This window comes from Streptomyces sp. 130, from assembly GCF_007096885.1.
Classification (GTDB): Bacteria; Actinomycetota; Actinomycetes; order Streptomycetales; family Streptomycetaceae; genus Streptomyces.
Window position 1 is genome coordinate 1 of the sequence record NZ_VJNO01000014.1, and the last position, 16,802, is coordinate 16,802.

General features: G+C 71.1%; 14 protein-coding genes. 11 read left to right on the forward strand and 3 right to left on the reverse strand.

Translation table 11 applies throughout. The annotated features are described in order from the left end of the window. The 8 genes from FKN01_RS14425 to FKN01_RS14460 form a co-directional block, all read left to right on the forward strand. A partial coding sequence (locus tag FKN01_RS14425) for a sensor histidine kinase (RefSeq protein WP_260696881.1) occupies nucleotides 1-591 on the forward strand: 591 nt, incomplete at its 5' end. Between the two features lie 144 nt (nucleotides 592-735). Next, a complete protein-coding gene (locus FKN01_RS14430; protein ID WP_143620355.1) occupies nucleotides 736-2,091 on the forward strand; it encodes a sensor histidine kinase in 1,356 nt (451 codons plus the stop codon). 144 nt (nucleotides 2,092-2,235) lie between these two features. After that, on the forward strand, nucleotides 2,236-2,895 hold the full coding sequence (locus tag FKN01_RS14435) for a response regulator transcription factor (RefSeq protein ID WP_026171285.1): 660 nt from the start codon (nucleotides 2,236-2,238) through the stop codon (nucleotides 2,893-2,895). Nucleotides 2,896-3,133: 238 nt separating this feature from the next. Further along, nucleotides 3,134-5,089, forward strand: coding sequence for a 2-oxoacid:acceptor oxidoreductase subunit alpha (locus FKN01_RS14440; protein ID WP_143620357.1), 1,956 nt, complete (start codon nucleotides 3,134-3,136; stop codon nucleotides 5,087-5,089). Beyond that, a complete protein-coding gene (locus tag FKN01_RS14445) occupies nucleotides 5,082-6,140 on the forward strand; it encodes a 2-oxoacid:ferredoxin oxidoreductase subunit beta (protein ID WP_143620359.1) in 1,059 nt (352 codons plus the stop codon). The genes FKN01_RS14440 and FKN01_RS14445 overlap by 8 nt, the downstream gene beginning before the upstream one ends. 176 nt (nucleotides 6,141-6,316) lie before the next feature. Next, complete coding sequence (locus FKN01_RS14450; RefSeq protein ID WP_143620361.1) at nucleotides 6,317-7,177, forward strand: SDR family oxidoreductase; 861 nt, start codon at nucleotides 6,317-6,319, stop codon at nucleotides 7,175-7,177. Nucleotides 7,178-7,293: 116 nt separating this feature from the next. Then, entirely contained in the window at nucleotides 7,294-8,298 is a 1,005-nt protein-coding gene (gene rarD / locus FKN01_RS14455; RefSeq protein WP_143620363.1) for an EamA family transporter RarD, read from the forward strand. Continuing rightward, nucleotides 8,286-8,744 (forward strand): VOC family protein, encoded by a 459-nt coding sequence (locus FKN01_RS14460; protein ID WP_143620365.1) that lies wholly within the window; start codon nucleotides 8,286-8,288, stop codon nucleotides 8,742-8,744. The genes rarD and FKN01_RS14460 overlap by 13 nt, the downstream gene beginning before the upstream one ends. A 151-nt stretch (nucleotides 8,745-8,895) precedes the next feature. On the opposite strand, the gene FKN01_RS33570 is transcribed toward FKN01_RS14460, so the two are convergent. Further along, nucleotides 8,896-12,963: an SGNH/GDSL hydrolase family protein gene (locus FKN01_RS33570; protein WP_313906152.1), complete on the reverse strand. Its 4,068-nt coding sequence runs from the start codon at nucleotides 12,961-12,963 to the stop codon at nucleotides 8,896-8,898. 233 nt (nucleotides 12,964-13,196) lie between these two features. On the opposite strand from FKN01_RS33570, the gene FKN01_RS14470 reads away from it, so the two are divergent. Continuing rightward, nucleotides 13,197-13,592: a hypothetical protein gene (locus FKN01_RS14470; RefSeq protein ID WP_143620369.1), complete on the forward strand. Its 396-nt coding sequence runs from the start codon at nucleotides 13,197-13,199 to the stop codon at nucleotides 13,590-13,592. A gap of 69 nt (nucleotides 13,593-13,661) precedes the next feature. Here FKN01_RS14470 and FKN01_RS14475 read toward each other — a convergent pair whose 3' ends face one another. Further along, a complete protein-coding gene (locus tag FKN01_RS14475) occupies nucleotides 13,662-14,231 on the reverse strand; it encodes a peptidoglycan-binding protein (protein ID WP_143620371.1) in 570 nt (189 codons plus the stop codon). Nucleotides 14,232-14,507: 276 nt separating this feature from the next. Then, entirely contained in the window at nucleotides 14,508-15,359 is an 852-nt protein-coding gene (locus tag FKN01_RS14480) for a sigma-70 family RNA polymerase sigma factor (RefSeq protein ID WP_143620373.1), read from the reverse strand. Nucleotides 15,360-15,443: 84 nt separating this feature from the next. On the opposite strand from FKN01_RS14480, the gene FKN01_RS14485 reads away from it, so the two are divergent. Then, nucleotides 15,444-15,902, forward strand: coding sequence for a carboxymuconolactone decarboxylase family protein (locus FKN01_RS14485; RefSeq protein ID WP_143620375.1), 459 nt, complete (start codon nucleotides 15,444-15,446; stop codon nucleotides 15,900-15,902). Between the two features lie 517 nt (nucleotides 15,903-16,419). Next, on the forward strand, nucleotides 16,420-16,725 hold the full coding sequence (locus FKN01_RS14490) for a hypothetical protein (RefSeq protein WP_143620377.1): 306 nt from the start codon (nucleotides 16,420-16,422) through the stop codon (nucleotides 16,723-16,725). The last annotated feature ends 77 nt before the right edge of the window (nucleotides 16,726-16,802 follow it).

The window sequence follows — 16,802 nt, forward strand, 5'->3', positions numbered from 1 at the left end:
CTCCACGACGGGGCCCAGGCCCGCCTGGTCGCCCTCGCCATGGACCTCGGCCTCGCCAAGGAGAAGCTGACCGACGACCCCGAAGCCGCCGCGCGCATGGTCGACGAGGCACACGGCGAGGTCAAGGTCGCCCTCCAGGAACTCCGCGACCTCGCCCGCGGCATCCACCCCGCCGTCCTCACCGACCGCGGCCTCGACGCCGCCCTCTCCGCGATCGCCTCCCGCTGCACCGTGCCCGTCACCGTGGAGGTGGACCTGCCGTCCCGTCCCGCGCAGGCCATCGAGGGCATCGCCTACTTCACCGTCTCCGAGCTGCTCCAGAACATCAGCAAGCACAGCGGGGCCCGTACCGCGTCCGTCGACGTGTGGCGCTCCGGCGACCGGCTGCTCATCCAGGTCGGCGACGACGGACGGGGCGGGGCCTCGCTGGACGGCGGTACGGGCATGGCGGGGCTCGCCGAGCGGCTGGACGCCGTGGACGGCGTCTTCGTACTCGAATCGCCCGCCGGCGGCCCGACGACGGTCACGGCGGAGCTGCCGTGGCGCGACCGGGGCGCCGAGAAGAGCGCGGCGGGGACGCGCGGCGCGTAGCGGGGTAGGGAAAACCCCCGCTCCGGAACGGATACCGCCCTCATGGTGCGGCGGCGCCCGGACCAGCAGTCTTGAAGTACAGCACGCACGCACACGCACGGACGCACGCACGTTCACCGAAGCGGAAGAAACGGACGGAACCCCATGGCCACGGCATACGGACCGGACACACGGGACCCTCAGCGGTCGGGAAGCGGCCTCGGGGACCGTCCCGGGCGGCGGCACGTCCTGCCGCCCGTGCTGCGGGCGCCCCTGGAGGGCAGGACCTGGCGCGAGTTCTGCTACCTGATGCTGAGCCTGCCGATCAGCATCGTGCTCTTCACCTTCGCGATCACCATGGTCTCGCTGGGCGCGGGCCTGCTCGTCACCTTCCTGGGCATCCCGGTGCTGGCGGCGGGCCTGGTGATGTGCCGGGGCTTCGGCATGCTGGAGCGGACCCGGGCGCGGGCGCTGCTGCGGCTGGACGTGGCCGATCCGGCGCCGGTGCGCGGCCGTAAGAGCGGGCTGATGTCCTGGGTCGGCGCGGCCCTGAAGAGCGGGGTGTCCTGGCGGCATCTGCTGTACTCGCTGCTGCACTTCCCGTGGGCGGTCTTCGCGTTCTGCGTGGCGCTGACGCTCCAGGCGTGGGGCTGGGCGGCGCTCACCTACCCGCTGTGGCACTGGACCGTGCCCTCGCACGCCGGTGTCTCGGGCATCCAGCTGTACGGGGACACCCAGCACGAGGTCTACCTCGACTCGGGCGTCGATCTCGCGCTGACCGCCGGCCTGGGCCTGGGCGTCGTCCTCCTCAGCCCCTGGGTGATCCGGGGCCTGGCGGCCGTGGACCGGCTGATGGTGGCGGGGCTGCTGGGCCCGTCCCGGCTGGCGGAGCGCGTCACGGAGCTGGAGTCGGACCGGGGTGTCGTCGTGGACACCGCCGCCGCCGACCTCCGCCGCATCGAGCGCGACCTCCACGACGGGGCCCAGGCCCGCCTGGTCGCCCTCGCCATGGACCTCGGCCTCGCCAAGGAGAAGCTGACCGACGACCCCGAAGCCGCCGCGCGCATGGTCGACGAGGCACACGGCGAGGTCAAGGTCGCCCTCCAGGAACTCCGCGACCTCGCCCGCGGCATCCACCCCGCCGTCCTCACCGACCGCGGCCTCGACGCCGCCCTCTCCGCCGTCGCCTCCCGCTGCACCGTGCCCGTCACCGTGGAGGTGGACCTGCCGTCCCGTCCCGCGCAGGCCATCGAGGGCATCGCCTACTTCACCGTCTCCGAGCTGCTCCAGAACATCAGCAAGCACTCCGGGGCCACCCGGGCCTCGGTCGACGTGTGGCGCACGGAGGGCCGCCTCCTGCTCCAGGTGACCGACGACGGGCGCGGCGGCGCCGACCCGGCGGCGGGCAGCGGGCTCGCCGGGCTGACCGAGCGGCTGGACGCCGTCGACGGGATTCTGGTGGTCGACTCGCCGGTGGGCGGTCCGACGAAGGTCACCGCGGAGCTGCCCTGGCGCGGCTGACCGGCGGACCACGGCACGGCGGCTTTCGGGGCAACCCCGCGCACGCTCGCGACGTCCCTGCCGATACTGGGATGCTGGACGGCGTAAGGGCCGTGCCGGCGAGCGAGCAGCAGCGGGGGAAAAAGCGTCGTGGTGGAGGACAGGGTGCGCGTGGTCATCGCCGAGGATTCGGTACTGCTCCGGGAGGGACTGACCCGGTTGCTGACCGATCTCGGGCATGACGTCGTCGCGGGCGTCGGGGACGCGGAGGCGCTGATCAAGACGATCGGTGACCTCGCCGGGCAGGACGCGCTGCCGGACGTGGTCGTCGCGGACGTGCGGATGCCGCCCACCCACACCGACGAGGGCGTCCGGGCGGCGGTGCGGCTGCGCCGGGACTACCCGGGGATCGGGGTGCTGGTCCTGTCCCAGTACGTGGAGGAGCAGTACGCCACCGAGCTGCTGGCCGGGTCCAGCCGGGGCGTCGGGTATCTGCTGAAGGACCGGGTCGCCGAGGTCCGGGAGTTCGTGGACGCGGTGGTCCGGGTGGCGCAGGGCGGTACGGCGCTGGACCCGGAGGTGGTGGCGCAGCTGCTGGGCCGCAGCCGGAAGCAGGACGTGCTGGCCGGGCTGACGCCGCGTGAGCGGGAGGTGCTGGGCCTGATGGCGGAGGGGCGCACGAACTCCGCGGTGGCCAAGCAGCTGGTGGTGAGCGACGGTGCGGTCGAGAAGCACGTCAGCAACATCTTCCAGAAGCTGGGCCTGGCGCCGAGCGAGGGCGACCACCGCCGGGTGCTGGCGGTGCTGACGTATCTGAACTCCTGACGCGGCGCCACCGACGCGGGCGCGGGTCCGACGGGGAGCCGGGCGGCTGGTGGATCATGACCGGGCCGCGCCGGGAATGGTCTCGGTATCGAATAAGCCAACGCGCCGAAACGCGTCTCAAATCACCGTCCATCATGTGACATGCCGGAGGAAGGCGACCCTTACGGACGTAGGGTGGGCGGGGGACCTCCGGCGGGCCGGACGGTTCCGAGCCGCCGTGCCGAGGGAGGTCCAGTAAGTGACCAGCCAGGTCAGTAGCCCAGCCGAGCAGGCCGACGATGCCAGCGAGGCGCTCGTAGGGGGACAGCGCGCCCCCCAGTCCGTAGCCGCGGGAAGCGGTGAGAAGGAAGTCCGCCGTCTCGACCGGGTGATCATCCGCTTCGCGGGTGACTCGGGCGACGGCATGCAGCTCACGGGTGGCCGGTTCACGTCGGAGACGGCGTCCTTCGGGAACGATCTGTCCACGCTGCCGAACTTCCCCGCCGAGATCCGGGCCCCCGCCGGGACCCTGCCGGGGGTGTCGTCGTTCCAGCTGCACTTCGCCGACCACGACATCCTGACGCCGGGTGACGCGCCGAACGTGCTGGTCGCGATGAACCCGGCGGCGCTGAAGGCGAACATCGCGGATGTGCCGCGCGGGGCCGAGATCATCGTGAACACCGATGAGTTCACGAAGCGGCCGATGGCGAAGGTGGGGTACGAGACCAACCCGCTGGAGGACGGCTCGCTGGAGGCGTACAACGTCCATCCGGTGCCGCTGACGACGTTGACGATCGAGGCGCTGAAGGAGTTCGGGCTCTCCCGCAAGGAGGCCGAGCGCTCGAAGAACATGTTCGCGCTCGGGCTGCTCTCGTGGATGTACCACCGGCCGACCGAGGGCACCGAGGCGTTCCTGCGGGCGAAGTTCGCGAAGAAGCCGCAGATCGCCGAGGCGAACGTGGCCGCCTACCGGGCGGGGTGGAACTTCGGGGAGACGACGGAGGACTTCGCCGTCAGCTACGAGGTCGCCCCGGCCGCGCAGGCGTTCCCCACCGGCACGTACCGCAACATCTCCGGCAACCTCGCCCTGGCCTACGGCCTGATCGCGGCGGGCCGCCAGGCCGATCTGCCGCTGTATCTCGGCTCGTATCCGATCACGCCGGCCTCGGACATCCTGCACGAGCTGAGCCGGCACAAGAACTTCGGCGTGCGGACCTTCCAGGCCGAGGACGAGATCGCGGGCATCGGTGCCGCGCTGGGGGCCGCGTTCGGCGGTGCGCTCGCGGTGACGACGACGTCCGGGCCGGGTGTGGCGCTGAAGTCGGAGACCATCGGGCTCGCGGTCTCGCTCGAACTGCCGCTGCTGATCGTGGACATCCAGCGCGGCGGCCCCTCGACCGGGCTGCCCACCAAGACCGAGCAGGCCGACCTGCTCCAGGCGATGTACGGGCGCAACGGCGAGGCCCCGGTCCCGATCGTCGCCCCCCGCACCCCGGCCGACTGCTTCGACGCCGCCCTGGACGCGGCCCGCATCGCCCTGACCTACCGCACCCCGGTCTTCCTGCTCTCCGACGGCTACCTCGCCAACGGCTCCGAGCCCTGGCGCATCCCGGAGCTGGACCAGCTCCCCGACCTGCGCGTCCAGTTCGCCGGCGGCCCGAATCACGAACTGGCCGACGGCACCGAGGTGTTCTGGCCGTACAAGCGCGACCCGCAGACCCTGGCCCGGCCGTGGGCGGTCCCGGGCACGCCCGGCCTCGAACACCGCATCGGCGGCATCGAGAAGCAGGACGGCACCGGCAACATCTCGTACGACCCCGCCAACCACGACTTCATGGTCCGCACCCGGCAGGCCAAGGTGGACGGCATCGAGGTGCCGGACGTGGAGGTGGACGACCCGGCCGGAGCCGGCACCCTGGTGCTCGGGTGGGGTTCGACGTACGGGCCGATCACGGCGGCGGTGCGCCGACTGCGCGCCTCGGGACGGACCATCGCCCAGGCCCATCTGCGCCACATCAACCCGTTCCCGCGGAATCTGGGCGAGGTGTTGAAGCGTTACGACAAGGTGGTCGTCCCCGAGATGAACCTCGGTCAGCTGGCCACGCTCATCCGCGCCAAGTACCTGGTGGACGCGCGCAGTTACAACCAGGTCAACGGCATGCCGTTCAAGGCCGAGCAGCTCGCCACCGCTCTTGAGGAGGCCATCGATGCCTGAGACGAACGAACTGCTCCAGCTGGTGCCCAAGGCCGAGGCGAAGCAGTCCATGAAGGACTTCAAGTCGGACCAGGAGGTGCGCTGGTGCCCCGGCTGCGGTGACTACGCGGTCCTCGCCGCCGTGCAGGGCTTCATGCCCGATCTCGGTCTGGCGAAGGAGAACATCGTCTTCATCTCCGGCATCGGCTGCTCCTCGCGCTTCCCGTACTACATGAACACCTACGGGATGCACTCGATCCACGGCCGCGCCCCCTCCATCGCGACCGGCCTGGCCACCTCGCGGCGCGACCTGTCCGTCTGGGTGGTCACCGGGGACGGCGACGCGCTGTCCATCGGGGGCAACCACCTCATCCACGCGCTGCGCCGCAACGTGAACCTCAAGATCCTGCTGTTCAACAACCGGATCTACGGGCTGACCAAGGGCCAGTACTCCCCCACGTCCGAGCTGGGCAAGATCACCAAGTCGACGCCCATGGGCTCGCTGGACGCCCCCTTCAACCCGGTGTCGCTGGCCATCGGCGCCGAGGCGTCCTTCGTGGCCCGGACCGTCGACTCGGACCGCAAGCACCTCACGAGCGTGCTGCGCGCCGCCGCCGACCACCCGGGCACGGCGCTCGTGGAGATCTACCAGAACTGCAACATCTTCAACGACGGCGCCTTCGAGGTCCTGAAGGACAAGGACCAGGCACAGGAGGCCGTGATCCGCCTGGAGCACGGCCGGCCGATCGTCTTCGGCGCGGAAGGCTCGAAGGGCGTCGTACGGGACCCGCTGACCGGGGACCTCCAGGTCGTCGCGGTCACCGAGGACAACAAGTCGCAGATCCTCGTCCACGACGCGCACGCCCCGAGCCCGACGACGGCGTTCGCGCTGTCCCGGCTCGCCGACGCGGACACGCTGCACCACACTCCGATCGGGGTGCTGCGCAGCGTGGAGCGGCCGGTGTACGACACGACGATGGCCGAGCAGCTGGACACGGCCGTGGAGCGGCACGGCAAGGGCGACCTGGCCGCACTGCTCGCGGGGAACGACAACTGGACGGTGGTCGGCTGACGCCGGACCTGCGGCACGCGCGAGCGCGCCGGACCCGCCCCTCGCGGGCGGGACCGGCGCGCTTTCGCATGCCCGGAGGACGAGCACTTTCTTTTAGTTTCCTGAGCACTTTCTTTTAGTTAGCGCATTCCGTAGGGTGGTGTAAGAACCCAGCGCGCGAACGAGGAGACACACCCATGAGCATCGTCGTCACCGGAGCCACCGGAGCACTCGGCCGGCTCGTCGTGGACCACCTGCTGACCACCGTCCCCGCCGCCGAGGTCGTCGCCGTGGTCCGCGACAAGGAGAAGGCCGCGGGCCTCGCCGCCCGGGGCGTCGAGCTGCGCGTCGCCGACTACGACCGCCCCGAGACCCTGGCGGACGCCTTCCGCCCCGGCGACCGGGTCCTCTTCGTCTCCGGCAACCGGATCGGCAGCCGGGTCGCCCAGCACACCGCGGTCATCGAGGCGGCCAGGGCGGCGGGCGTCGCCCAGCTCGCGTACACCGGGATACTCGGCGGGCCCGACGCGGACTTCACCCTGGCCGACGAGCACCGGGCGACCGAGCGGCTGATCCTGGACTCCGGCCTGCCGTACACCTTCCTGCGCAACGGCTGGTACACGGAGAACCAGACCGAGAACCTGGCCCCGGTCCTCGCGCACGGCGCGGTCGTCGCCAGCGCCGGCGACGGCCGCATCGCCTACGCCTCCCGCGACGACTACGCGGCCGCCGCCGCTGCCGTCCTGACCGGCGAGGGCCACCTGAACCGCGCGTACGAGCTGAGCGGAGACACCGCCCTGTCCTACGCCGATTACGCGGCGGAGGTCGCGAAGGCCACCGGCAAGGAGATCGTCCACAAGGACGTCCCGGCCGCCGTCCACCAGGAGATCCTGACCGGTGCCGGGGTGCCCGAGGGCTTCGCGGCGATCCTGGTGGACGTGGACCAGGCCGTCCGGCGCGGGCGCCTGGCCGGCACCAGCGGCGACCTGGCGCGCCTGATCGGCCGCCCGACGACTCCGGTCTCGGACAGCGTCGCCGCCGCGGTCGCCGCACTCTGACCCGTACCCCGCCCGGTGTCATGACCGTCTGACGATACGGACATGACACCGGACCCCGGCGGCGCTACCTTCGTGTGGTTGACGGTCTGACGACGACCACCCGCCAGGAGGGGCCCGTGCAGGGGACGAATGAACAGCGGGCCGGACTCCTCTCCGGCTTCGCCGCGTACGGGATCTGGGGCATCGTCCCGCTGTACTGGCCGCTGCTGAAGCCGGCCGGGGCGGTCGAGATCCTGGCCCACCGCATGGTGTGGTCGCTCGGGGTGGTGGCGGTCCTGCTGCTGGTGCTGCGCCGGTGGTCCTGGATCGGCCCGCTGCTGCGGCAGCCGCGCAAGCTGGGGCTGCTCGGCATCGCGGCGAGCACGATCACCGTCAACTGGGGCCTGTACATCTGGGCCGTCAACAGCGGCCATGTGGTCGAGGCGTCCCTCGGCTACTTCATCAACCCGCTGGTCACCATCGCCATGGGCGTCCTGCTCCTGGGCGAGCGGCTGCGCCCGGCGCAGTGGGCGGCGGTCGCCACCGGCGCCCTGGCGGTGCTCGTGCTGGCCGTCGGTCACGGGAAGCCGCCGTGGATCTCGCTGGCCCTGGCGTTCTCCTTCGCGACGTACGGTCTGGTCAAGAAGAAGGTCGACATGGGCGGCCTGGAATCGCTGACCGTCGAGACCGCCGTGCTCTTCCTGCCCGCGCTCGGCTATCTGGTCTGGCTGGGCGCGCGGGGCACCTCGACGCTGACCTCCGAGGGCGCCGGGCACACCGCGCTCCTCGCGTCGACCGGTGTCGTCACGGCGGTGCCGCTGATCCTGTTCGGGGCCGCCGCGATCCGCATCCCGCTCTCGACCATCGGGCTGCTCCAGTACATGACCCCGATCGCCCAGTTCCTCCTGGGCGTCGCCTACTTCCACGAGGAGATGCCGCCGGAGCGGTGGGCCGGGTTCGGCCTGGTGTGGGCGGCGCTGATCGTCCTCACCTGGGACGCGCTGCGCACCGCGCGCCGCAACCGGGCCCGGGCGCAGGCGGCCCGGCTCGCCGCCCCGGCGACGGCCGCGCCGGCCGGCGCGGCGCGGCCCGACGTATCACCCGGCAAGGGCCCCGGCGCCGGGACAGAATGCCGGTCATGACCCTTGAGTGGAAAGTCGTCATCGACGCCGCCGACCCGCACGCGCAGGCCGGCTTCTGGGCACAGGCCCTCGGTTACGAGATCGAGGACAACAGCCCCCTGATCGAACGCCTGCTGAGGCTCGGGGCCGTACCGGAAGCGCTCACCACCATGGCGCGCGGCCGGCGCGCCTGGCTCGACCTGGCGGCGGTGCGGCACCCGGACGACCCGTACGACGAGGACAGCGGCGCCGGACGCGGCCGTCGGCTGCTCTTCCAGCGCGTCCCCGAGCCGAAGACGGGGAAGAACCGCCTCCACCTCGACCTGCACGCGGGCCGGGAGCGCCGCGAGGCCGAGGTGGCGCGGGTGGTGGGGCTGGGCGCGAAGGTCGAGCGCGAGGTCGACGAGCCGGGCGGCCGGTGGACGGTGCTCACGGACCCGGAGGGCAACGAGTTCTGCGTGGCGTAGCGCGGACGCGGATGGCGGTGGCGCCGCGCGCGGGACGTGGGACGCGGATGGCGGTGGCGCCGCGCGCGGGACGTGGGACGCGGCCGGCCGCGGACCCGCCACCGCCCCGCCCGCACCGTGCGGGGGGCGGGCGGGGCGGCCGGTCCGGTGGTCAGGACAGGCTGTTCAGGGTGGACTCCAGGCTGTCCGCGTAGAGCCGTCCTCCCAGCATGTTCGGGTGGAAGGACTTCATGGAGTTCGGGTGGTTGTCGGCCTCCGAGTGGCCCGTGAGGATGATGCCGTGGATGGCGTCCGGGTCGCCGCAGATGCCCTTGCCCATGAACTCGTCGCGCGGGTCCGAGAAGACCGCGTCGGCACCGTACTGCTCGTTGGCGTCCGCCACGGCCCCGGCCATCTCACGGGCGAGCATGTCCGCGAGTTCGTTGAGCCAGTCCGCCTCGGGACCCGAGATGCCGGTGGCGCAGGTCTCCTCCCCCGCGTCCGGGCCGTAGGTGAGCAGGTGCGGATAGCCCATCAGCACGATGCGGGCGTTCGGCGCGTGCTCATGGATCTTCTTGAGCGTGGTGGCCAGGCGCGGGCGTACCACGTCGTGCGCGTAGGCGGGGGCCCAGAGGCTGAGCTGGGGGGTCTCACCGCCCGTCTCCCCGCCCGTGTCCGGGTTCTTCTCGGCGATGGTGTGGGTCCGGCAGTCCACCAGGGGGATGACGCAGGACGCCACGACGTCGGCGAACCGCATGTCGTTGCCGCCGATCGCGATCGTCACCAGGGTGGTGTGCTGGTCCAGATACCCCTGTTCGATCTGTCCGGGCTCCTTGAGCTGTCCGATGGCCGGCAGCCGGTCCTCGGCGATGACGTCGTAGTGCCGGGCTCCGGAACACGCCACGAACTGGAAGTCCATGGCGGTCGAATGGCCGTCGGCCATGGCACCGATCGACGTGTCGTACCCCGGCAGCTCGGCCTGACGGGACCACGCGGCCTTCGAACGGTGGCAGGAGTTCTTCGAGTACTCGTGCCCGTCGTAGAAGTCGGACTCGGGGTAGTAGTCCAGGCCGCCCGGTCCTTCGGTGACGCCTTCGCCCGAAGCGTACGAGTCGCCCATGGCCACCACCTGGTTGGCGGGCTTTCCGGGCAGCGGCTCGAAGGCGAGCGCGTCCCAGGCGATGTCCTCCAGGCCATAGCCGTCCTGGGTGATGTTCGACAGCGACACCTGGGGCGTGCCGGTGAAGTTGAACGCGCCGAGCGACAGCCAGGCGTTGTAGCCGGTCCGCTGCGGCTTCGTCCGCCGGGGACTCGTGGAGTCCGAGTTGTGGATCACGTACCAGGGCTGGCGGGTCTGGGCGCCGTGGTCGGGCATGTGCACCCAGACCCGCATCCAGCCCCGGTCACCGGTGTCGAGCGACCAGGTGCCCGTGACCTTGGTCGGTGGTGCCTCGGCATCGTCCTGCTGGTAGGTGTGCGAGAACCAGAAGTGGTTCTGGAAACCGGCGCCGATCTGGTGGAGATCGATGTGGCCCGAGGGCTGGTCGAAGTCGAACGAGAACCTCCCCTCCGATCCGACGATGGAGCAGGAGGAGCCGGAGCGGCCGGCTCCGGCCGGCTGCGTCAGATTGGGCAGGTCGTCCACGATCTTGGCGTTGGAGGGCAGCCCGCCCCAGCACGCGGGCGGGTACGCGGTGCCGTCCGGCTGTTCCGGATACGTGGAGTCGAACCGGCGCAGCGGATAGCCGCAGGCCCGCAGCGCGGGTCCGCATTCCTTCCACTTCACCGGCTCGTGGTACCAGCACTTGAGGTAGAGCGGGTCGGTGGAGGTTCCGGGCAGCATGCAGGGGCCGCCGCCGGTGTCGTTGGTCGCGCCGGTGCCGATCTTCGACGGGTCGCAGTTGTTGGTGTCGTCGCAGAAGAGGTCGATGGGCGGCTTGGCCTGCGTGCGGTAGACGGTCTGCAGCCAGGTCGCCTGCCGGTAGCCGGGCTGTACGTCACCGGGCGCGAAGAGGGCCGAGATCGGCCGGGCCGCCCAGCCGATCACCTTCTCCTGGTACGGCCAGTCCTGGGGGTGCGAGGCGTGCTCGTAGTCGTCGTTTCCGTCCGGCCCCTCCAGGAAGGGGGTGCGGTTCTCCTTCCACAGCGGGTTGGCCGGGTTGTTCGTCCAGCCGACGCCCCACTTGCCGGAGTACTCGCCGGACTGCGCCTGCGGGTAGTAGCCCGAGTTGTACGCCCACAGTGCGTAGAACCAGTTCTCGATCCACTTCGGCTCGCCGTTGTTGACGATGAGGCCGTCGGCGCGGGTCTGGTTCCACTTGTCGGCCAGGATGTCGGCGCCGGCGGCGATGTTGGCCGCGTAGTCGAGCGCCACGGCCTCCTGCTGGGTCTGCGTCAGGGTGGCGTAGCCGGTGCCCGCCCGGCGCATTCCGTCGGTGACCTGCGTGACGCCGTAGCCGCAGTCCGCCTCGGACCAGTCGATGGACCACGGGTCGCCCTGGGTGCCGTCGGAGGAGTACGAGACGCCGTAGTAGTTGCCGATCAGCGGGTTGGCGGTGACCCCGGGCACCGCGTAGCGGGTGGCCTGCCACATGTTGGACTCCTGCGCGGTGATGCCGAGCAGGATCTGCGGCGGGATGCGCCATTCGGTGCCGCTGCCGCCGGAGAGCGGGCTCAGCGGGAAGAGCGTCTGCGGCGCGTACGCGGGCATGCCCATGTGCTTCCAGTCGGCGGGGCGGCTCGCGAGCGCGTTCAGGCCGTTGACGATGACCTGGCTCACCGCCCACTCGATCTGGCGCGGCGTCGGCTGGTACGCCTGCTTCTTCGGGTCGCCCCGGGGTACGGAGCAGGCACGGTCCTCCTCCACCGGGGACGACGAGCTCGCCAGGGTCGCGGTACGGGCCTCGGCCCCGGCGGACCGGGCGGCGGCGAGGGCCGGGCTGGGCGTGACCGCGGCCCGGGCGGCGGCGAGGGCCGGGCTGGGGGTGACGGCGGCCCGGGCGGCGGCGTCGGGCGCCCCGACCCGGCGCTCCGAGATGGCGTTCATGGCCACCGTCCTGCCGGTGCCGAGCACCGTGAGGTCCACGCTCGCCCGCGACCGGCGGCCCTCGTCCCGCGCTGCGGCCCGGGCGTCATCGGCGGCCTTCGCCGCGACGATCACCGCCTCGCCGCCGGTGGAGACCGCCGCGTCCTTCTCGATGCCGCCCGGGTTCCGGACGGCGGCCGGCAGCCGTACGCCGCGCTTCGTGGCGGCACGGCCCGTGACGAAGACCTCGCCCTCGGCGGAGCGGGCGAGGTCGAAGCCGGTGAGCGCGCCTTCGGCGAGGAGGTCGGCCTGCTTCGCGCTCGCCGTGGTGGCGTCGGCGACCCGGAAGACGCCCGCGCGGTCGTCCCCGGACGACTTCTTCGCGCCGCCCGGCAGCCGGTCGATGAAGGTGACGCCGCCGTCCTTGTCCGCCTTCAGCTGGAACGGCACCGCGTGGGTACGGGCCAGGGTCCGGACCCGGGAGCCGGTGATCCGTACGACCTGGTGGCCGCGCGCGGCGACGACGCCGCCGTCCACCGGTACGGCGGAGGTGACCTGACCGGCGACCGTGTTCCTGGCCAGCTTGCCGGTGGGCGCGTCGGCCGTGATGAGCCGGGTCTGTGAGCGCTCGCTGGTCACCTCGTCGGTGAACTGGGAGAAGACCGCCTGGTCCCCGGTCCCGCAGCCGGGCGAGAAGTAGCCGAGCGTCGCCTGCACCGGCAGCTTGCGGACCGTGCCGCGCTCCAGGTCGACGACGGCGGTGAACGCCCCCCGGCTCATGAGTTCCGGCTTGTTGGTGAAGGTACGCGGCGCGTAGGCCACGGCCGCGTACCGCCCGGACTCCGTCGTGCAGAGGTTGCCGATCCAGGCGTCCGCGTCGAACCCGGCCTCGAAGAGGGTGGCGGCGGTCTTCCAGGCGTACCCGTCCTTCTTGTCGGCGACCAGCACGTGGAACCCGTCGGCGTCGCCGGACGTGGTCACCGCCCGGTCGTCGGACGCCCGGTACTCCGCGCCGAGGGTGCCGGCCCGCTGGGCGGCGGGGACGGCGGTCGGGGCGGTGCCGGCGGCGGGGGCGGTGTCGGCGGGGACCTGCTCGGGGGCGGGCACCACCGGCGCGGCGGACACCTGCGCCGCCGGCAGGAGGGCACCGGCCACGGCGAGGGCGACACCGGCCGCGGTCGCGAAGCGTGCACGTCTTCTGGGTCTGTAACGCAAGGTCACTTCCTCGGCAACGGGGCCCGTGGAGGCCCGGACGGCGGGGGAACGGTCCTCAGAAACGTCCAGCAGCCGCAGGGCCCCCTCAAGGGGTACGGAAGTGGCACCTGCTGCCAACGGGGTGCAGGAAGCTGCCACCTCGCGCCCATCGGCCGCCCGGCCGCCGTCGCTACATTGCGACGGCGGTCCGCGTCCCGGCCCGTCAGTCCCGTGCGCCCCCTGTGAGGTAAGAGATGGCATCGCCCGAGAACGCCCGGCCCCGCTGGAAGACCCGCCTCGCCCCGCTCGGAGTGGCCGCGGCTGCCGTGCTCTCCATGACCGGCGCCCAGCCCGCCGCCGCGGACACCCAGGGCAGCACCTGCCCGTACCCGTACGTCTGCTTCTACAACTCGCTGGACTACTACGGGACGTACTTCCAGCGGTACCGGGACGTGACGAGCACCTACCAGAGCGTGCCCGCCAGGAGCGGCTACCTGACGGTGGTCAACACCCGCAACGACGACGTGGCCTACGTGCGCTACATCTTCAACGGCCAGACCCAGGTCCAGTGCATGCGCCCCGGCACCTCGTTCGGCGTCACCAACGGCCGCGCCACGGGCATCCGGATCAGCTCGTCCTCGACCTGCTGACGCCCTCGTGCACGCCGAGGCCCCGGCTCCCTCGCGGGAGCCGGGGCCGGGCCCACGGAGGACGGGGCTTCAGCACCCGGTCCCGGTGTAGGAAGCGGTCGTCCAGAGGCCGTTGTAGCCGTTGATTCCCTGGAACATGTACGCCCCCGACTTCTTGCTGCGGAGAAAACGAACCGTGCGCCCGTCGCCCATGTAATTGATCAGCTGGTAGTTCTCGTTATAGCTTCCGCCGTCCCGCAGATTCGCGGCGAAATAGTCGAAGGTGGCCGGACCGACAACCCCGTCATCCTCCAGGCTGGACATTCCATCCTGGTACTGAGCATCCTCGGTCGCCCATTTCGTATTCTCACCGAAAACGCAGTCGATATCCGAGAGCTTGAATTCCCTGGCCGACCCCATGTTGCCGTAGATCATGGCGTGCTCGGCCCAGAGGACCCACTGCCACAGGCCCACGGCCTTGCTGCGCGAGTGCTTCGTCATGGACAGAATGCCCTCGTCGTTCCAGTCGTTGCGGATCGTCCCCGTGCCCGCGATATACCCCTCGCTCACGGTCGCCGAAGCGGGCGATGCCGCCAGTCCGGTGACGGCGAGCAGCGCACCCGCCAGTGATGTCACAACAGTCGCCCTGATTTTGGACATGATTCCCCACCCTCTACTTGGATTCACGGACCGGAAAGCCGATCTCGCGAGCGAGAATTTACCCCTGGCGCGAGGCCGCACACAAGAGAAGGGCATGCCAGAATTCCCCGAGATATCAACCGGGCGGCGAAATCAGAAAATGACCGGGCGCCGACGGCGGTGAGCAGGAGCGGCACGACTCCTACGCTCGGGATGTGGTGCGCCTCGATGACCGTGACGGCCCCCCGCTCACCCCTCGATTCGGCGTTCACACCCACCGGGGCCCTTCGCCACCTGTCACACCCGCCCCGGCAAGTCCATCCGCGCCAGTTCCGCCGGATCCACCCGGGCCGTGATCTCCGTGATGCGGTCGTCGGTGACCGTGAAGACGAGGAGGGAGAGCGGGGTGCCCTCCGGGGTCCAGGAGAGGATTGCCGGGAGGCCGTTGGCGGTGGCCGGGTGGCCGTGGGCCGCCGCGGCGCCCACGCGGGCCCGGGTGGCCACCTCCGTGGCGCCGAGGGTGACGAACGTGCCGTCCGGGGTGTGCGCGGTCAGCTTCACCTCGGGGTGCAGCACCTCCAGCAGCCGCTCGAAGTGGCCGTCCCGGGCCGCCGCCAGGAACGCCTGGACCACCTCGCGCTGCCGCCGGTCCGGGCTCGCCGGCCGCTGCGCCCCCTGGACCTTCCGCCGCGCCCGGCTCGCCAGCATCTTCGTCGCGTCCGCCGACTTGCCCAGGATCGGGCCCACCTCCGCGAACGGCACCGCGAACACGTCGTGCAGCACGAAGGCGAGGCGTTCGTCCGGCCGCAGCGAGTCCAGCACCGTCAGCAGCGCGATGCCCACGGAGTCTCCGATCGCCGCCAGGTCCTCGGGGGCGGGGGCGTCGTCCAGCGTCACGGTGTACTCCGGCCCGTCGTCGTACGACACCTCCGGCCGCGTCCGGCCCGACCTCAGCACGTCGAGGCTGATGCGGCCCACCACCGTGGTCAGCCAGCCGCCCAGATTGTCGATCGTGCCGGGCTCCTGGCGCGACAGCCGCAGCCAGGCCTCCTGAACCACGTCCTCCGCGTCCGCGTGCGACCCGAGCATCCGGTACGCGACCGCCCTCAGCCGGTCGCGGTGGGACTCGAAAGCGTCGGCGAGCGTCATCCTGTTACCTCCGTGGCAGCGGCTCCGTCATAGGGATGACGCACACCAGCGCCTCAACGTAACCCTGCGAAGGAGCCTTTCCTCATGGAAAACCGCCTGAAGGACAAGAACGCCGCCAACCCCGACCTGTGGACCGCCGTCCGGCACCTCCACAAGGCGATCGCCGCCGGCGGCGTGTCCCCCCGGCTGCTCGCCCTGGTCCATCTGCGCGTGAGCCAGATCAACGGCTGCTCGGCGTGCGTCTACGCCGCCGTCGCCGCCGGGAAGAAGGCCGGCGACACCGACGAGCGGCTGCACAACGTCGCCGCCTGGCGCGAGGCCCCCTTCTTCACCGACGCCGAGCGCGCCGCCCTCGCCCTCGCCGAGGGCGCCACCCGGCTCCAGGACGGTGCGCCCGGCGTCACCGACGAGATCTGGGACGAGGCCAACGCCCACTTCACCGAGGAGGAGATCGGCGCCCTCAACCTGGAGATCGCCATGACCAACTTCTTCAACCGCGTCAACCGCACCATCAAGGAGCCCGCCGGCAAGACCTGGGGCTGAGCCCGGGCCGCGCCGCCGTGTTCCGCCGCCACGTGCCGCCCGCGCACCGACCCGGGTGTGCGTCACCCGGGTCGGTGCGTCGGCCGCCGCCCGCTCAGCGCAGCGCGACCGCGACACGCCTCAGGAAGAGACGGAAAGTTCCGCCCGTCTCCTGTCCCCCGCCCAGTCCCCCACCGGCAACGGCGCGTTCACCTACGCCGGTCCGGCCACATGGTCGCGTCCACGCCAACTTGAGTGCCTGCCCGCCTCGCCCACCCTCGTGAACAAGCCTTTCCCTCTCATCACTTCAGTCTCACCAGCACCAACCAGCCGTATTTCGCACCGTGGGTTACTGCGGACGCTTTGTGGATCAACACCACCGAGTCTCTGTTCGCTATTGCCTCGACGCGGGAATGCTGTGATTCGACGCAAATCCGCGTATCGCCAGGGCTTGGGACGGACGAACGTGCGCCCGCAGCGGACGGCATAGGGTACAGATGATCGAATTCCTGGCGCGAGCGAACTGGTGGGAATCCCCGTGACAGCATCACTGACGTGCAGGAAGACTCACTCCCTGGAAGCGGGACACGCCTACGCCTGGGAAACCGCGGAAGGTGTCACCGGACACATTCTGATCGACCGGGATATATCAGTCGCCCGCCCCTGCACGCCGGAGGGGACAACCCTCGGCGACATGCTCCTCGACAAAAGAATCGGAAATGTGGAAAATCCCGACCCGGACCCGAAAGTCCGCCGTGCTTTCCTGATCGCGGCATCGGTGATCTTCCAGGAAGCGGAGCGGCAGGGGCGACTGCCTGACGACATCACGCGCACCTACTGGTAGGCGCCCACGTCACCACCCGAGAGGCCGAGCTCTCCCCGAGCCCGGCCTCTCGGCCTGCCGCGAGGGGCGCGCAGTCG

What these genes read in the sequence shown, in the direction of transcription:
- FKN01_RS14485 (WP_143620375.1), top strand. Translation starts at nt 15,444, where the DNA reads ATGGAAAACCGCCTGAAGGACAAGAACGCCGCCAACCCCGACCTGTGG.
- FKN01_RS14450 (WP_143620361.1), top strand. Translation starts at nt 6,317, where the DNA reads ATGAGCATCGTCGTCACCGGAGCCACCGGAGCACTCGGCCGGCTCGTC.
- FKN01_RS14460 (WP_143620365.1), top strand. Translation starts at nt 8,286, where the DNA reads ATGCCGGTCATGACCCTTGAGTGGAAAGTCGTCATCGACGCCGCCGAC.
- FKN01_RS14430 (WP_143620355.1), top strand. Translation starts at nt 736, where the DNA reads ATGGCCACGGCATACGGACCGGACACACGGGACCCTCAGCGGTCGGGA.
- FKN01_RS14445 (WP_143620359.1), top strand. Translation starts at nt 5,082, where the DNA reads ATGCCTGAGACGAACGAACTGCTCCAGCTGGTGCCCAAGGCCGAGGCG.
- FKN01_RS14470 (WP_143620369.1), top strand. Translation starts at nt 13,197, where the DNA reads ATGGCATCGCCCGAGAACGCCCGGCCCCGCTGGAAGACCCGCCTCGCC.
- FKN01_RS14475 (WP_143620371.1), bottom strand. Translation starts at nt 14,231, where the DNA reads ATGTCCAAAATCAGGGCGACTGTTGTGACATCACTGGCGGGTGCGCTG.
- FKN01_RS14480 (WP_143620373.1), bottom strand. Translation starts at nt 15,359, where the DNA reads ATGACGCTCGCCGACGCTTTCGAGTCCCACCGCGACCGGCTGAGGGCG.